The sequence below is a fragment of the Nitrospira sp. Nam74 genome (assembly GCF_965152615.1).
In genome coordinates, this window is sequence record NZ_OZ224220.1 from 2472546 (window position 1) to 2487344 (window position 14799).

The window sequence follows — 14799 nt, forward strand, 5'->3', positions numbered from 1 at the left end:
CTTGGATCGACTATGTCTGTTGAGCTCGTCCTTGCCGGAATTATTCTGATCTCGCTGATGTTTTATGTCCTCCTTGGGGGGGCGGATTATGGCGCCGGCGTGTGGAGTCTGTTTGCGACGGGCCCACGCGCTTCGGCCCAGCGTGAGGCGATTGCGAAGGCGATCGGCCCTATTTGGGAAGCTAATCACGTCTGGTTGATCCTGATCGTAACGGTATTGTTCACCGCCTTTCCGAAGGCGTTTGCCCTGCTCTCCACCAGGCTCCATATTCCACTTTCCCTTATGTTGATTGGAATCGTCTTGCGCGGCTCTGCCTTTGCCTTTCGTACCAATGATATCGTGCCGCGATCAGAGCGTGAGACCAGGGCTCAACGGCTGTGGGAGCGCGTCTTTGGCGTATCGAGCCTCTTTACACCGGTTATGCTCGGCACGATCATTGGCGCGATCGCCTCCGGGAGGCTGGGTGGACCGGGCGCCGGTTTTGCCGACATGTTCGTGCGTCCATGGGCAAATCCCTTTTGTCTCACCGTGGGATTACTCGCGCTGGCGCTGTTTGCTTTTCTGGCGGCTGTGTATCTTCTGCTCGAAATACGGCAGGATGGATTACGAGAGGACTTCCGAAAGCGAGCCTTGTGGGCAGCCGGCGCCGCTGCTATGGTTGCTGCTGCCGTCTTCCTGTTGTCCAAGGATGACGCCCAACATATCCGGAACAATCTTGGTGATACGGCAGGAGGGATCACGATTGTCTCGCTGACAGTGCTGTCGGCCATGGCTGCTCTCGTAGCCCTCTGGCAAAAAAAGGATCGCGCCGCATTCGTCTTTGCCGTCAGCGAAGTCAGTCTCATTTTGGGGGGGTGGGCACTGGCCCAGTATCCCTATCTCGTCGAGCCTGATGTCACGATAGCGGATGCGGCTCCATCATCCACGTTACAGTTGGTCTTGATAGCGCTCCTCGCCGGGGCGCTGGTGCTCTTTCCGTCCCTCTATTACCTGTATCGCGTATTTAAAGGAGGCACGATTCTACGTGCACTGGAGTAGTGTCGCGTCCGGCTCAGGTGCAAACATGAAAGGCCACGTTAGACATTCCACCCTGTTCCTGTTTCATTACCCTGTAACTGCAACGGGAGGTCTCTATGGCCACGTGCATGACAACACCGCATGGATATGGACACGGTACATCCCTCTCCTCGAAACAGTCTGTGAATGTCGATGACGTCGAGCGATGGGTGTCCGGAATCACAGGAGCGGCTTTGGCTTTGTATGGTGTGAGACGACGCGGCGTCAATGGGGGCGCGGTCGCCGCCTTAGGGGCGGTGCTGCTCTACCGGAGCATCACCGGCCGCAGTCTCTTGTACCAGGCGTTGGGTGTGAGACTGGTCCGGACGACACGTGGACGACAGCGCGTCGAGGTTGTCGAAGGCATCATGATAAACCGCACTTCCGACGAGCTGTATCGGTTCTGGCGCAACTTCGAAAATCTGCCGAGAGTCATGCGTCACGTAGCGTCCGTGACCGTGGAGGATGAGAAGCGATCGCATTGGGTGGTGAGCGGACCGGGCGGGAAACGACTCGAATGGGATGCCGAAATAGTCAATGATAAACCCGGTCAATTCATCGCCTGGCAGTCGTGTGGAGGTTCGGATGTCGATCATTGGGGTGTCGTGAGGTTCGTCCCAGCACCTGGTGGGCGCGGCACGCAGGTGACCATCGAACTGGAATATGAGCCTATCGGCGGCGCCTTCGGCGTGACCGTCGCGAAACTCTTTGGTGAGGAGCCCGGTCAGGAGATTGGCGAAGATCTGCGGCGCTTCAAGCAATATATGGAAACAGGGGATATCCTCACGACCGAGGGACAGCCAAGGGGTAGAGGGAGGTAAGAAGCCTGACGCGTCACCGACTCATAGGCGCCGGTCACCTTGGTACGATCAGCCTCGGTGACGGTAGACAAGGAATGTACGCCGAGCAGGCTCATGAGGAAGAGAGGACTTAAACCTTAGCCCTTTTTCCCCATAAGATAGCGGCGAAGGCAAGGCCGGCAAGGGCAAGCCACTCTCGATGCATGTTCACCCACAATTGAAGGCTTTTTGTGCGGGCCTGGTGATTGAAGCGACCGTGGGCGCCATGATCACCAGGTACAGGCTTGAACAGATTATTCGGACGATGCGGGTCCACAGGGTCCTTGGTCTGCTGCGCAGAATAGCCGATGCACGCGAGGTAACGATCGAGCAACCCAGGAATGAACTTATCGCCGACGATCGCTTTCACGGTCGGCCATCCCACGCTGATTTCACGGCGCCGATGATGGGCGGCCCATACAATCGCTTTGGCAATCACCTCTGGTTGGTAGATCGGGGGCATCGGTTGGGGATGCCGCGGCATCCGGGTTTTGATCCAAGAGAACTGGGGCGTGTTCACCGCGGGTAATTCCACGATGGTCACGTGCACGTTGCTGCGATCATGAATGAGTTCAGACCGGAGTGATTCCGTAAACCCTTCAATCGCATGTTTCGCACCACAATAGGCGGACTGCAGAGGGATCGCACGATAAGCCAAAGCCGAACCGACATGGATGACGACTCCGCGATCTCTGGGTAACATGCGTTTTAACGCGGACAAGGTGCCGTACACGTATCCAAGGTACGTAACCTCCGTGACACGGTGATACTCCGCAGGTGTCATCTGCTTGACGGGTGATAAAACCGAGACCATCGCATTGTTCACCCAAATATCGATCGGTCCCAAATCTGCTTCAATCTGTGACGCGGCCGCTTCCACTTGATCCGGATCGGCCACATCGGTCGGGATGACGATGGCTCGACCGCCCAGCTCCTCGACCTCGCGGCGTGCGCCTTCTAATCCGTCGACTCCGCGAGCGATAAGGCCAAGCCATGCTCCCTGTCTTGCAAACTCACGGACCGTGGCTCGACCGACTCCAGCCGATGCTCCTGTGACTGCGACTACTGGGTGCCATTTCCCGCGTCCATTGAATTTCACCATCGACGAGTCCTTCAATTGGGTGATGACGGTCGCCTCCGATGTAGCCTCTTGAATCGGCGGCTCCGCCGGCGAAGCGGTATCCCCATTAGGCACATCATTGCGTTTGAGAAGTGTATACAGGACCAGGGGCATGGTCAGAGGCTGATGCCACACACCCGGCGAATAATCCGCAGCCCACGCCGCTCGCGACCACCGGGCGGGCGGGTAACGTCCATATTGAACGAGTCTGTTGCACCGCCTTGAGGAGCCGTTGTTGAAGCAGCAACAGGGCGGATGTGATCCCCACGAGGCACGGGGTCACATGGGGCGTGAACTCCGGGTTGGACCGCAGGCGGTACCTGCCGGCATAGCCCCCTGGGATGGCCCGGCGCGTCGGTCCAGCCGACATTATTGACATTATTGTTGTCCTTCTTGCATCGAGCACCTGGTTCGGCATGCCTCTTTCTGAGTGTTTGACTCTATCGTAATCTCTTGACCGCTGTATATCAGGGGCGAAGCAGCCCCACAGTCGGAAAATGCGTACGCGATTCCGCACGGCCCGCTCAGATCCTTGATGCCAGCATGACCGCCAATGTCCGAGATCGTCACGACGGTGCCGTGTGTCAATGATCTGAGGTGTGCAGCGTTATATGACGGAGTAAAACTCTATAAGCGCCAGGCGTCTACGACGCGCGCATCGTGACGAATGCTGGAGGACAATCGCTTGGCTCTGCGATTGTTCACATGGCGATGTGGCCAACGGCAGAAAAGTTTATTGCAATCTTTGACGGGGCTGAAATACAGGGCTCTTCTATTCGCGTCAGCCGGCTGTTTGTCTCGACATGGAGACAGGCTTCATAAGGTTGAAGAATAGGCAGAGCTGTGTCCGGAAGATACTTCTAGCTCTCTTGACGATCTCGCGCGGGCCCACGTTTCTGCGCCAAGTTATACGCCGTGTTTACGAGACCCACATGGGAGAAGGCCTGAGGAAAGTTGCCCACAAGGCGCCCACCGTTAGGATCATACTGCTCCGAGAGCAAGCCGACGTCATTGCGCAAGGTCAGCAGACGCTCAAAGAGCATGGTCGCTTTGTCGTGGTGTCCCATGAGACACCAGTTGTCCGCCAACCAGAATGTACACGGAAGAAACACGCCTTCACCCGGTGGAAGGCCATCCAGCTCGTGTGAAGGAAGATATCGCCGCACGAGACCTCCCTCGCTCAGGTCCTGCTCGATGGCGTGCACCGTATTCTGTACGCGCACATCGTAGGCGGGGAGGAAACCAACGAGCGGAATCATGAGTAGGCTGGCGTCGAGTGTTGTACCGCCATAATACTGAACAAAACTCTGTCGGCTAGCACTATAGCCCAGACGGCAGACGTCTTCATGAATATGGTCTCGCAAAGCACGCCAGTGCGCGACAGGACCTTCCAGGTTAAACTGTTCCACGGCCTTCACTGCGCGATCCATCGCGACCCAGGCCATCACCTTGGAATGGGTGAACTGTCGTCTAGGGCCTCGCACCTCCCAAATCCCCTCGTCGGGCTGCTCCCACACGTTTTCCAAATGCTCCATGATCGCTTGCTGCAACATCCAGGACGTCTCTTCCGGCTCAATGCCGGTGCGACGAGACTGATGCAAGGCATCCATGATCTCGCCATAGACGTCCAGTTGAAATTGTTGGGTGGCTGCATTTCCAATACGGACCGGGGCCGAGTCCTCATACCCGGGTAGCCATTTCAACTCCAGTTCGGTCAAACGTCGTTCACCCGCCGGCCCGTACATAATTTGGAGTTCCGATGGTCGGCCCGCCACGGCTCGCAGCAACCACTGTCGCCAGGCCTTGGCTTCCTCCCGGTATCCGCCGTTCAACAGGGCATATAATGTAAAAGTGGCGTCGCGCAGCCAGCACAGTCGATAATCCCAATTGCGGGCGCCACCAATGCGCTCGGGGAGGGAGGTGGTAGCCGCGGCAACAATGCCGCCGGAAGGAGCATAGGTTAGGGCTTTCAGCGTCAACAAGGATCGAATCACGGCTTCACGCCAGCGTCCCTCATAAGTACATTGCCGTGCCCAATGCCGCCACCATGCTTCCGTCTCGGCAAGGACGGCTTCCACATCCAACGGGACAGGCGGAGGCTGATGGGACGGATGCCACGTGAATACAAAGGGCAGTCGCTGCCCTGCCGCGATGGCAAATTCGCCGACGAGGCGCTCTTCCTCATGCCGAAGAGGGATCTGGGTTCGTACTTGGACCGTATCCGGCCCGGCGACCAGCGTCCAGGCATGGTCACGCTGCTGAGCCCACGGTACGACGGATCCATAATCGAAACGTGTGACGAGGTCGAAGCGCATCCGAATAGCGCCCGCGCGCCCCATGACGAGTCGAACTACATGCGGTTGTCCGTCGACTATTGGCATGCAATCGACGAGCGTGACGCTCCCCTTGTCGGTGTCGTACTCGGTTTCAAGAATCAGCGTCTCGTCCCTGTAACGACGTTGGACGCGCTGTACGGCGCCAACGGGGCTAAGAAGCCATCGCCCATGCCGAGGCGTTCCGAGCAGTGCGGCAAAACACGCCCCCGAGTCAAATCGGGGCACGCACAGCCAGTCGATGGAACCCGTGCGGGAGACCAGCGCTGCGGTGTGGGTATTCCCTATTACGGCATAGTCTTCAATTCGTTGCGGCATGTTTTTGATTGCACGGTCATGATTTCCCTATCCATAACTGTCACCAATGCTGCGCCCAATCCCGGCGGAGAAACGTGCCGATCGCAGCCGATATCCGAAGGTCATGATTTTGAGGCACGGTCTTGCGATCCATATGCATGGGTTCGGTGTTGCCTGAGGATCGCAAGCAAGGAAAATACCCATCATGACCGCAGCTTCACTCCCACACACTCATACTCAAACGGGATCGAGTAGACACGATGACAAAGGTCTGGACCTATCAGGCTTGATCGAGCATATTCGCGCGTTGCGCATGGTGCAGGAATGCACATCGCTATCCGTCTCCTCTGCGTAGGTCTCTGCGGTCATGGCCTCCGAGAGTGATTGGCAAGCTTCAGCGGAGGAAGCGCCGATACACCGTCCTTTTGGGGGACCATTGCTCGATGTTCACAAGGCTTTAGGCTTTACTTTTGCAAGACAGGGGGTGGTGGAGTTCCTCAGCTTCCCAAACAATGTGGCGAGTCATAAGAAAATAAGGAGGCACCATGAAAAATGTTCAGCCGCTTATTGTCGTCACTTTACTGGGCCTTGCAGCAGGACCAGTGGGCGCGATGGACCAACCAAACAGTTCGGGTATCAAGAAGTCGGAGCAGTCACAACAAGGCTCAAGCGGGGGCCCCGGATTGACGAACCGCCCCTCTGCGGGAGGTGGCATGGGGGAGGAGACGACGCCGTCGGGGTCGCCCGAAGGCCCACGAGGGTTGCCTCCGGGCAAAGCACCCGGGTATGAGGGGGCGGATAAGGGTAAGAGTGCCACACCGCGAGTCGGAAGCCAGCGGGATTTTAGCCCTCCAGCCGGGCCGCCTGAGGACCCGGTCCCTCGTGCAGGGTCACCTCGATAGGTCTCAGCAAGCATGCCGTGCTCGACATGCTCGCTGACGGATCCATGCGCAAGCCTCAAGACGGCTCTATCTGGAGATGAGCGTACAAGCACGGCGTATTACACGAGAAGGCGTGTCAAGCGTAGTCGAAGCGACCGTTGGTCGCTTGTCATGTCGGCGGGCCATCGCCGCTCACTTCAGCCACATCGGCATGGCCAGTCCGTGCGGCATCCTGCCGGACGGTCAGGATACTCAACCATCGAGGAGGAGAAGATATGAAGTATGTCACCACGATAGGTATTGGGTTGGTGTGCTTGCTGACATCATGCGCCCAAGGTAGCGGTATGAGGGGTGAGTATCGCCCGTCCATCAATGCCCCGGCCGCGCCTGGCATGCTGTCTTCAGGCAATTGGATTGACAAACTCAGCGAATATGTTCTGATGCAACAGAGCATTTCGAAACAGGGAGACTATCAACAGTATTTCGCCGAATTGCGGACGGCAAAGGATGCACGAGAAAAAGGCGATTGGGCAGGTCAGTATGAAGCGTTGAATCGGTTTATTGACAAACTGGATTCACGCGCCGGAGGGATCGCGGATAAGGCGGCCCGGTCGATACGCGAGTACACGTACCTGGTTGAGCCGCCCGGGTATCATGATCTTGTTCGAGACCGAAAAATCCACCCAGAGGTGGATAAGTGGGAAAAGCGGAAGCTCCGCCAGCGGGAAGAAGTGGAGACTCCTCAAGCCAGTTAATGAAGCGGATTCGCTTCTGTTTGAATTGCGGCTTAGGTTGCGGCGCGCTCTTCCGGTGAAGGGGTAACAGCAAGGCGACTTCATGGAAGCCGATGGGGATCACTATCGTGTTTCCAGTTCTACTTGTGGCGTCAGATGTTGTTCGAAGTCTCCTTGCGACAGTGACTTGGTCTGCTCGCCGCCAGGGTTAATAATCATCGGAACCTTGAGCGGGTCGGGGACGAGGACGACCTTCGAATTCGGGCTGTCATAGAGCTTATAACGAAGGTATTCGGGCGTCAGGGTCTTGGTAATCTTCTCCTGGGCTCTTGCCTGTCCTTCCGCGCGGATTTGCAACCCCTGCGCCTCCCCTTCGGAGCGGATACGAATCGCATCCCCTTCTCCCCGGGCGCGGCGGCGCGCGATCTCGGCGTCCTTTTCTGCAATGATCAGTTCGAACTCTTTCTGCTCCTTTTGTTGCTCTTTCGCCTGCTTTTGTTCGATCGCACTCAAGACGATCTGCGGAAAATCCACATCTGCCAGGGCGATACTCTGAATCTCCAAGTGGCGGCCTTTGAGCTTTTCCACCACCACCGCTTGGACCTTATTGGCGATCTCCACACTTTTCTCCGGGACGGTGACCATCGGATAGCCGGAGACGACACTGCGCACGGCGGCCATAAATTCCGGCCGGACAATGCGTGAATAGAAATCCGATCCCACTTCTTGCGCCAGAAAGTGAATCTCTTCTGCAATCGGCCGCAAAATGACCACCGCCTTGATGTTCACCTGCAGATCGTCGGCGCTTAGCGCGTCGACGTTTTCCCTGTAGCTCTGCCACTTCACGTCATACACATACACATCATTCCACGGCGCCCGCCAGTAGAATCCATTTTTCAGCGGTTGAGACGACAAGCCTCCTGTCAGCGGATACCACCGCAGCCCGCGCTGGCCGGGCTGTACGGTCGTCCCGCACGCGGACGTCAACATCAGCACGACCACCAGAGACAAGACCGCCGAATGATGTCGCATGATTCTTCCTCCTCATCCTGCTGCGTTCGTATTTCAGTGCCGCGTGGTGTTCGGGCCGAGCATGTCATGGGGACAGTACTGACGCTTGGTCAGGCGGCACGCGCACGTGGATCACCTGCATCTTCCGTTTCACCGTGAGTGAAGTGGGCAGCGCCATGAGCTCCGTCCAACTTCTTAACGGCACCCCGCTCGCAGACAGGAGCTGGTCTCCCGGCCTGAGTCCTGCCAAGGACGCAGGACTTCCCTCCAGTACCCCTAGGACTTGCACTCCTTCACCGGACCACGCGTAGTCGGGTACTACACCCAGGGGATCATCGCCAAACGCCGCCATCAGCGCGGCGAGGCCATGCGCCGCCGCCGCGCGGGCCGCAAAATACCCCGGCGCAAAGGCCGGCCGTCCCATCGGACCCGCCACGTCATAGTTGGCCAGGGCCGTTGTGTGCTGCCGAAACAGCGTCGTTCCATTTTCGATGTTCAAGAGTCGAAGCTCAAACGAGGCGACCGTCGTCTTCTTGTCAGTGGAGGTGGAGAGCCGATAGGTCAGCAACGTGTCTGCACCGACGAAGTGTCCCACCCGCGCGATCGTCTCATCGTCAACTCCGCCCGTATACTGAATTCCGATTTCATCCAGGATCGGACGAAGGGCTTCCCGTTCCACGAGCACGATATGTTGATGTCGTGACCGCAAGAAATTAAGAGTCAAATCAAGCCATGAAAGGAGCGGGCCTTCGTCTACCGTCCCGATCGGGACGATGGCTAGTCGCCGAATCGGTGCGGCGATCGCAGAAGGCATAAAGACAGGAATGACTGAGACACCGCTGTGCCTAGTAGCATCTATCCGGTACTCCTCACCAGGGACATCATGGCAGATCTTCGAAGCCATGCGGCGCACCATCTCGGGGTCCCCCCAGAGGCACACTTCCTCTTCGCGCAACGCAACCCAATACGGCACAGGCGCCTCTGCCGGGAAGTAACAGAACGGGTGCCAGGGGCAATGGATCAGATAACCGAACCATTCGTGTTTTGCGTAGAGGCGATATTCCCAGACGGTAAGTGATCCGTCACCCGTCACTATACGATCCGGCTTTCCTAACGTCTTCAACACCTGGTCCTTCGGCATCGAGACCATCAGCTCGTCAAGTTTGGCTGCGTCATAAGCATAAGGGAACAGGACTCCGCATCCGGAAAGGTAGAGAAACGCTACGATGAGGATCGGAGCGAAGCAGATCGTGATCCTAGAAGCAATCATAGCGACGACACGAACGGTCAGATTCTATATCCTAATCCCAATTCTCTGCGGAGGCCACACCCGGTTTTTTACGTGCTCTCTGAGCGAAGTTCGGAAGTGCGATGGGTGGCCCAAATAAGAGACTTAGGATGGGACTGATGTCACGTGGGCGAGCCGACGAAAGTTGCGACACGACATCCGCCCCCGGTCGGACGGATAGGATGAAAAACCCTAAGTGCAGCCGCTACCACTCCACACCGTACTGATCTTGGAAGACCGTCCAGGCAGCTATGGCAAGAAGGATAAATCCCGCCATGTGCTTCGGCTTGAGCCCTTCGCCGAGATACACTTCCGCAAAGACGACAAAGACGGTGAGAGTGATGACCTCTTGGATCGTTTTCAATTGATACGCGGAGAGTGTCGGATATCCAATCCGGTTCGCCGGGACCTGAAAGCAGTATTCCAAGAAGGCGATGCTCCAGCTCGCGATGACAGCCAGCCACAGTGGAAGCGTCATAAAACGCAGATGCCCATACCAGGCGACGGTCATGAAGACATTAGACAGAATCAAAAGCGAGACGGTAGTCAGAAACGTCATGAGGCTTTCTCCTTCGATGGAGCACTCGGCATGATCCCGTGTGCTGGTGAACCGCGGACCCGTGGAAGTATACAGCATGTTCGAGACACCAACGCGTACCGGACAGCTCGAAGGCCGCTGGCAGGGACAGGCTGTCTTCCGAAGGACATCTTGCTCGGTACCAACTATCAAGGACAGACCGTCGGTGCCTTTCATGTTCACCATAGATGTACGCGCTAATGCCGGACTATTCTATCGCGCAGGGGGTACTTCTTAGGCCTGACCCTTGCACATGACCATCGCCGGTGTGGTGAACCAGAAAGAAAGTGAGGGGACCATGGCACACAGAGAGGGAAAGAAAGTAGTCAGGGATGCTGACGAAGTGCTGCGCGAATATTACGAAAGCGGCGACACGGGATTGGGAGACGAGTTGCCGGAGCTACAAGAGGCGGTGTTGCCCGATGACGAGCGAGGTCCTAACCGGCCCAAGGATAAAGCCAGAACGCCGACGTTGACCGGCGGAGACGTGGATGCGGGATGGGAATATGCCGATGTCGGGGAGGAGGCCGTAGGAGGGTCTAATCCCACACCGGATCAAGATATTGTCGATGTGCTCGGTGAAGCCGTTGGGGTCACCTATCAGGACAATGAGCCCTTGAAGTTCGACGAGAAGCTTGAAAAGCGCGATCGTGCTCGCTGGGAACTTGACCCCGCCTCTTCCGACGACTATCAAGAGCGGTTGGAATTAAGGGATGAGCTCCGTACTTTCGAGGACGGACAAGCAGCGAGCGGTGAACCGGAAAGTTAACATGATGTTGCGGACGGCTCATGAGAAAGGAGGCTTCTAATGCCGGAAAGGAAGACGAAAGAGCGGGCTCGGAAGGCCAAACGCCAGGGTAAGGCGCCGACGACCCAGGCGGGTGAGTTCGTGCGGGAAGAAATGCATCACATGCAAAAAAAGAAACATCCGGTCAAAAACAAAAAGCAAGCCGTCGCCATCGGACTTTCAAAAGCGCGGCGTTCCGGTGTGAAAGTGCCTCGTAAGAAGGCGGGGTCAAGCAAGACAACGAACCGGCGCTCTTCGTCGCGCGGCCGGACCAAATCAAAGGCGTGAAGCCGAAAGGAGGCCAGTATGGCTCGCGCTGAAGACAGACGTTCGAACCAGGGTTCGTCATCGCCAATTGAGGATGGGAACATACGCATTGCCGCAGGGTTATTTCCCGACGTCCATACGGCAAAAGATGCGGTCGTGGAATTGAAGGCGGCCGGGTTTACGGACAAAGAGATCGGACTCGCTATGCGAAGTCCAAGCAATACACAAGGAAGCACTGACGTTGTCACCGGTACACGGGCAACTGAAGAAGCCGCGACCGGTGCCGTCGGAGGCGGCGTCCTCGGAGGTCTCGCAGGACTGCTTGTTGCGGCCGGGGTCGTGGCGATTCCCGGTGTGGGTTCATTATTGGCGGGCGGATCCCTTGCATCTATGCTGGGCAGTACCGGGGCATCCATTGCGGCGGGGGCCGGCGTTGGCGCGACGGCGGGAGGCCTAGTCGGCGCATTGGTCGGGTTCGATATTCCGGAAGTCGACGCGCGTCACTTTGAAACGGCGGTTCGTTCGGGTCGCGTCCTCGTGCTCGTGAAGACGCCGGCACGAATCTCAGATGCCCTGGCAATTCTTCAGCGCCATGGCGGGGAAACCGATGTGGGCGGGAAACGGCCATCCTCAGATGATCCGGAAACGCTTCTGATATAGTGAGCGTTGCACTATCTGATAGAGCCTCTGCTTCAGCATGTCAATCATTAGAATATTATGGCGATGCAATTGTTCCACGCTGACGTTGATCGTCTTCAGGACCTAACGTACGACGTCCGTGCCCTCCACTTTCGATTACGAGAACCGAAGGAGATTCAGTTCAAGGCCGGGCAATTTATTTCATTCGATATCACTCCACCTGGTGGGCCGCGATTGATCATTCGGCCCTATTCCATTGCCTCGGCGCCGTATGAGTCCGACCGGGTCACGATTCTGTTCAACCGCGTGCCGGGCGGTCGGGGCTCTACGTATCTGTTCAGTTTGAGGCAAGGGGACACGGTCGCATTCGAAGGGCCACAGGGATCGTTTCAGTTGCGTGAGAGGACTCGCGATATGCTCTTTGTCGCGACTGGGACGGGCATTGCCCCGATACGCTCGATGTTGTTGGACTTGACGCGAGGCGGGTATACGGGAGTCGCTCGGCTCTTTTGGGGATTACGAACGCAGCGCGACCTGTACTATCAGCAGGAATTCGAAACGTTGACGGCTCGCCATCCGAACATCTCCTTCACAATCGCGCTGTCACGCCCGGATCCGGGATGGTGCGGCTATACAGGCAGAGTCACCGGCTTGGTGGAGGAACGCGTCACCTCGGTGAAAAACCTGGACGTCTATGTGTGCGGAAACCATGCGATGATCCGGGACGTCACGGAGATCATCAGGCGAAAAGGTCTGTGCCCTATTTATCGCGAGATTTATTATGACGATCCCACCCCCGTGCCTGACTATTGAGTGAAGCAGGGAGGAGCCTGGAAGAGTGGATCCTTCACGTAAGCGACGGCCCTTCGTCATTTTATCCGGGCATTGACATGAAAAACGGGAACACGCTGATATCGGAGGTACCCCTTAGGGGCCAAGCTGAAGTACGAGGTCCGGGGTGAGCCGGAGACGAGCTCGTCGTCCTGTCCGTAGCCAAGACTTCCGAAAAGGAGAGCAGAGCTGTCTATCGGCAATGAAGCCTTTGACCTCGTTGTCTTTTGACCCGGAAGCCGCGGTCGAAGGAGACAAGATTGAAGCTTCGCTCGATCGTAGCGCCTGATGACCGATCACTACTCGTGAAGGGAGGAGTCCATGCACCAAGATAACCGAACGCTGACGCAGGAATGGAAAGATTGCATCGCCGCCTGTTTTCGCTGCGCTCAAATTTGCGAAGAATGTAGCGACGACATGATCGGCATGGAACACAAGGGCGAGAGCACGCTGATGGAGCAGTGCATTCGTCTTTGCAGAGAGTGTGCGGATATCTGCGTGATGGCCGGCCGCTGGATGAGCCGAGTGTCGGCTCTATCCCAGACAGTGTGCAGCTTTTGTGCTGATGTCTGCGACAAGTGCGCCGAGGTGTGTGAACAGCACGCCTCCCACCATGCGCTGTGCGGAGAATGTGCGCAAGAATGCCGGCGGTGCGCCGACGCGTGCCGTCGCATGTCCGGCGCAACAGCGAAGGCAGCGTGAATATTCTCGTGTCGCGAAAGTCGCCGATGGTTGATACGTCGGGAGGGTAGCATGAAGGCGGTCATGTTCTATGGTGCGGGGGACATCAGGGTCAGTGAGGCGCCAGAACCCCGCATTCAACAGCGAAGAGATGCGATCGTTCGCCTGACAGCCAGCGCCATCTGCGGCACGGATTTGCATATGGTCCGTGGGACGATGCCCGCTATGGAACCAGGGACAATTCTCGGCCATGAAGGCGTCGGCATTGTCGAAGATGTCGGACCGGACGTCCGAAATCTGAGGGCGGGCGATCGGGTCGTGATCGCCTCGACGATTGCTTGTGGAACCTGTTCCTACTGCCGGGCCGGATATTTCGCGCAGTGCGATCGTGCCAATCCAAACGGACCGCGCGCGGGAACCGCGTTTTTCGGTGGGCCGAAAACGACCGGATCGTTTCCTGGACTGCAAGCCGAACGGGCACGGATCCCGTATGCCAACGTTGGGTTGATCAGATTGCCCGATGAAGTCAGTGATGAACAGGCCATCATGCTGTCGGATATTTTCCCGACGGGTTACTTCGGCGCCGATCTCGCCGAAATTCGAACCGGTGACACGGTGGCCGTCTTCGGGTGTGGACCAGTCGGGCAATTTGCGATCGCGAGCGCATGGTTGCACGGCGCCACCCGCGTCTTGGCCGTGGACACGATTCCATCAAGATTACAGATGGCTCAGGCACAGGGCGCGGAGGTCATCGATTTTCAGGTCGAAGATCCAATCCAGGCGATGCTCCGATTAACGGAGGGCATTGGAGTCGATCGGGTCATCGATGCAGTAGGCGTAGATGCGACGCGACCTCATGAGGGGCCTGCCTCGCAACAGATCAAGGGAGAGGCCGAACGGTTTCAACGGGAAGTCGAGGAGGTTGCCGAAAGGGTGAAGCCGACAGGCGAGAACTGGCATCCGGGTGATGCGCCATCGCTAGTGTTCTCGTGGGCGGCGGAAGCGTTGGCGAAGGCCGGGACGTTGGCTATCATCGGCGTGTACCCCGAAACGGCTCGCACGTTTCCCATTGGGAAGGCGATGAACATGAACCTCACAGTGAAGATGGGTAACTGTCACCACCGTCGCTATATCCCCATGCTAATCGATCTCGTCAAACGTGGTACGGTTGACCCCTCGAAAATCCTGACGCAAGCCGAACCTTTGGCCTCTGCGATTGATGCGTACAAAGCCTTTGACGCGCACAGTCCGGGATGGATGAAGGTGAAGCTGGAACCGCAGGTGGCGCAGGCCAAGGCGTCGTGAGAATCGTTCCTCACTATGGTCAGGAACAAACAACGTCAAGGCCCCAATGGAAAACACGCATGCCGACCGAAAGGGGAATGAGCGTGTGGGCATGGACGATTGGATTGGTGATCGCGATGATCGCAGGGACCGGGGGCACCCCATTTGGTGCAA

Annotated in this window: 15 protein-coding genes; 10 read left to right on the top strand and 5 right to left on the bottom strand. The window is 57.3% G+C overall.

The annotated features are described in order from the left end of the window. Positions 1–12: 12 nt before the first annotated feature. Positions 13–1038: a cytochrome d ubiquinol oxidase subunit II gene (locus ACWHYZ_RS11650; protein WP_447987412.1), complete on the top strand. Its 1026-nt coding sequence runs from the start codon at positions 13–15 to the stop codon at positions 1036–1038. Positions 1039–1133: 95 nt separating this feature from the next. Continuing rightward, a complete protein-coding gene (locus ACWHYZ_RS11655; protein ID WP_447987413.1) occupies positions 1134–1877 on the top strand; it encodes an SRPBCC family protein in 744 nt (247 codons plus the stop codon). A 109-nt stretch (positions 1878–1986) separates the two neighbouring features. On the opposite strand, the gene ACWHYZ_RS11660 is transcribed toward ACWHYZ_RS11655, so the two are convergent. Continuing rightward, positions 1987–2997 carry an SDR family oxidoreductase gene (locus ACWHYZ_RS11660; protein ID WP_447987573.1) on the bottom strand — a complete coding sequence of 337 codons (1011 nt, stop codon included), beginning with the start codon at positions 2995–2997 and terminating at the stop codon, positions 1987–1989. An 878-nt stretch (positions 2998–3875) separates the two neighbouring features. Beyond that, positions 3876–5666: a glycoside hydrolase family 15 protein gene (locus tag ACWHYZ_RS11665; RefSeq protein WP_447987414.1), complete on the bottom strand. Its 1791-nt coding sequence runs from the start codon at positions 5664–5666 to the stop codon at positions 3876–3878. 524 nt (positions 5667–6190) lie between these two features. On the opposite strand from ACWHYZ_RS11665, the gene ACWHYZ_RS11670 reads away from it, so the two are divergent. Next, the gene (locus ACWHYZ_RS11670) at positions 6191–6547 is read left to right on the top strand and encodes a hypothetical protein (protein ID WP_447987415.1); all 357 of its coding nucleotides are present in this window, start codon (positions 6191–6193) and stop codon (positions 6545–6547) included. A gap of 254 nt (positions 6548–6801) precedes the next feature. Next, complete coding sequence (locus tag ACWHYZ_RS11675) at positions 6802–7281, top strand: hypothetical protein (protein WP_447987416.1); 480 nt, start codon at positions 6802–6804, stop codon at positions 7279–7281. 102 nt (positions 7282–7383) lie between these two features. Here ACWHYZ_RS11675 and ACWHYZ_RS11680 read toward each other — a convergent pair whose 3' ends face one another. From ACWHYZ_RS11680 to ACWHYZ_RS11690, 3 genes are all read right to left on the bottom strand, one after another. Further along, positions 7384–8292, bottom strand: coding sequence for a prohibitin family protein (locus tag ACWHYZ_RS11680; protein WP_447987417.1), 909 nt, complete (start codon positions 8290–8292; stop codon positions 7384–7386). Positions 8293–8356: 64 nt separating this feature from the next. Next, the gene (locus ACWHYZ_RS11685) at positions 8357–9412 is read right to left on the bottom strand and encodes a PDZ domain-containing protein (protein ID WP_447987418.1); all 1056 of its coding nucleotides are present in this window, start codon (positions 9410–9412) and stop codon (positions 8357–8359) included. A 352-nt stretch (positions 9413–9764) separates the two neighbouring features. Then, entirely contained in the window at positions 9765–10118 is a 354-nt protein-coding gene (locus tag ACWHYZ_RS11690; protein ID WP_447987419.1) for a DMT family protein, read from the bottom strand. 316 nt (positions 10119–10434) lie between these two features. On the opposite strand from ACWHYZ_RS11690, the gene ACWHYZ_RS11695 reads away from it, so the two are divergent. From ACWHYZ_RS11695 to ACWHYZ_RS11720, 6 genes are all read left to right on the top strand, one after another. Further along, the gene (locus tag ACWHYZ_RS11695; protein WP_447987420.1) at positions 10435–10905 is read left to right on the top strand and encodes a DUF6335 family protein; all 471 of its coding nucleotides are present in this window, start codon (positions 10435–10437) and stop codon (positions 10903–10905) included. A 39-nt stretch (positions 10906–10944) separates the two neighbouring features. Beyond that, positions 10945–11211: a DUF6496 domain-containing protein gene (locus tag ACWHYZ_RS11700; RefSeq protein ID WP_447987421.1), complete on the top strand. Its 267-nt coding sequence runs from the start codon at positions 10945–10947 to the stop codon at positions 11209–11211. A gap of 18 nt (positions 11212–11229) precedes the next feature. Further along, a complete protein-coding gene (locus ACWHYZ_RS11705; RefSeq protein WP_447987422.1) occupies positions 11230–11850 on the top strand; it encodes a hypothetical protein in 621 nt (206 codons plus the stop codon). 57 nt (positions 11851–11907) lie between these two features. Continuing rightward, positions 11908–12642 carry an FAD-binding oxidoreductase gene (locus ACWHYZ_RS11710; protein ID WP_447987423.1) on the top strand — a complete coding sequence of 245 codons (735 nt, stop codon included), beginning with the start codon at positions 11908–11910 and terminating at the stop codon, positions 12640–12642. A gap of 339 nt (positions 12643–12981) precedes the next feature. Continuing rightward, complete coding sequence (locus tag ACWHYZ_RS11715) at positions 12982–13362, top strand: four-helix bundle copper-binding protein (protein WP_447987424.1); 381 nt, start codon at positions 12982–12984, stop codon at positions 13360–13362. Positions 13363–13413: 51 nt separating this feature from the next. Further along, entirely contained in the window at positions 13414–14646 is a 1233-nt protein-coding gene (locus ACWHYZ_RS11720) for a zinc-dependent alcohol dehydrogenase (protein WP_447987425.1), read from the top strand. Positions 14647–14799 lie beyond the last annotated feature (153 nt).

Coding starts and splice junctions, on each gene's coding strand:
- ACWHYZ_RS11720 (WP_447987425.1), top strand. CDS start 13,414: ATGAAGGCGGTCATGTTCTATGGTGCGGGGGACATCAGGGTCAGTGAG.
- ACWHYZ_RS11700 (WP_447987421.1), top strand. CDS start 10,945: ATGCCGGAAAGGAAGACGAAAGAGCGGGCTCGGAAGGCCAAACGCCAG.
- ACWHYZ_RS11710 (WP_447987423.1), top strand. CDS start 11,908: ATGGCGATGCAATTGTTCCACGCTGACGTTGATCGTCTTCAGGACCTA.
- ACWHYZ_RS11675 (WP_447987416.1), top strand. CDS start 6,802: ATGAAGTATGTCACCACGATAGGTATTGGGTTGGTGTGCTTGCTGACA.
- ACWHYZ_RS11680 (WP_447987417.1), bottom strand. CDS start 8,292: ATGCGACATCATTCGGCGGTCTTGTCTCTGGTGGTCGTGCTGATGTTG.
- ACWHYZ_RS11655 (WP_447987413.1), top strand. CDS start 1,134: ATGGCCACGTGCATGACAACACCGCATGGATATGGACACGGTACATCC.
- ACWHYZ_RS11705 (WP_447987422.1), top strand. CDS start 11,230: ATGGCTCGCGCTGAAGACAGACGTTCGAACCAGGGTTCGTCATCGCCA.
- ACWHYZ_RS11695 (WP_447987420.1), top strand. CDS start 10,435: ATGGCACACAGAGAGGGAAAGAAAGTAGTCAGGGATGCTGACGAAGTG.
- ACWHYZ_RS11660 (WP_447987573.1), bottom strand. CDS start 2,997: ATGGTGAAATTCAATGGACGCGGGAAATGGCACCCAGTAGTCGCAGTC.
- ACWHYZ_RS11665 (WP_447987414.1), bottom strand. CDS start 5,666: ATGCCGCAACGAATTGAAGACTATGCCGTAATAGGGAATACCCACACC.
- ACWHYZ_RS11650 (WP_447987412.1), top strand. CDS start 13: ATGTCTGTTGAGCTCGTCCTTGCCGGAATTATTCTGATCTCGCTGATG.
- ACWHYZ_RS11690 (WP_447987419.1), bottom strand. CDS start 10,118: ATGACGTTTCTGACTACCGTCTCGCTTTTGATTCTGTCTAATGTCTTC.
- ACWHYZ_RS11685 (WP_447987418.1), bottom strand. CDS start 9,412: ATGCCGAAGGACCAGGTGTTGAAGACGTTAGGAAAGCCGGATCGTATA.
- ACWHYZ_RS11670 (WP_447987415.1), top strand. CDS start 6,191: ATGAAAAATGTTCAGCCGCTTATTGTCGTCACTTTACTGGGCCTTGCA.
- ACWHYZ_RS11715 (WP_447987424.1), top strand. CDS start 12,982: ATGCACCAAGATAACCGAACGCTGACGCAGGAATGGAAAGATTGCATC.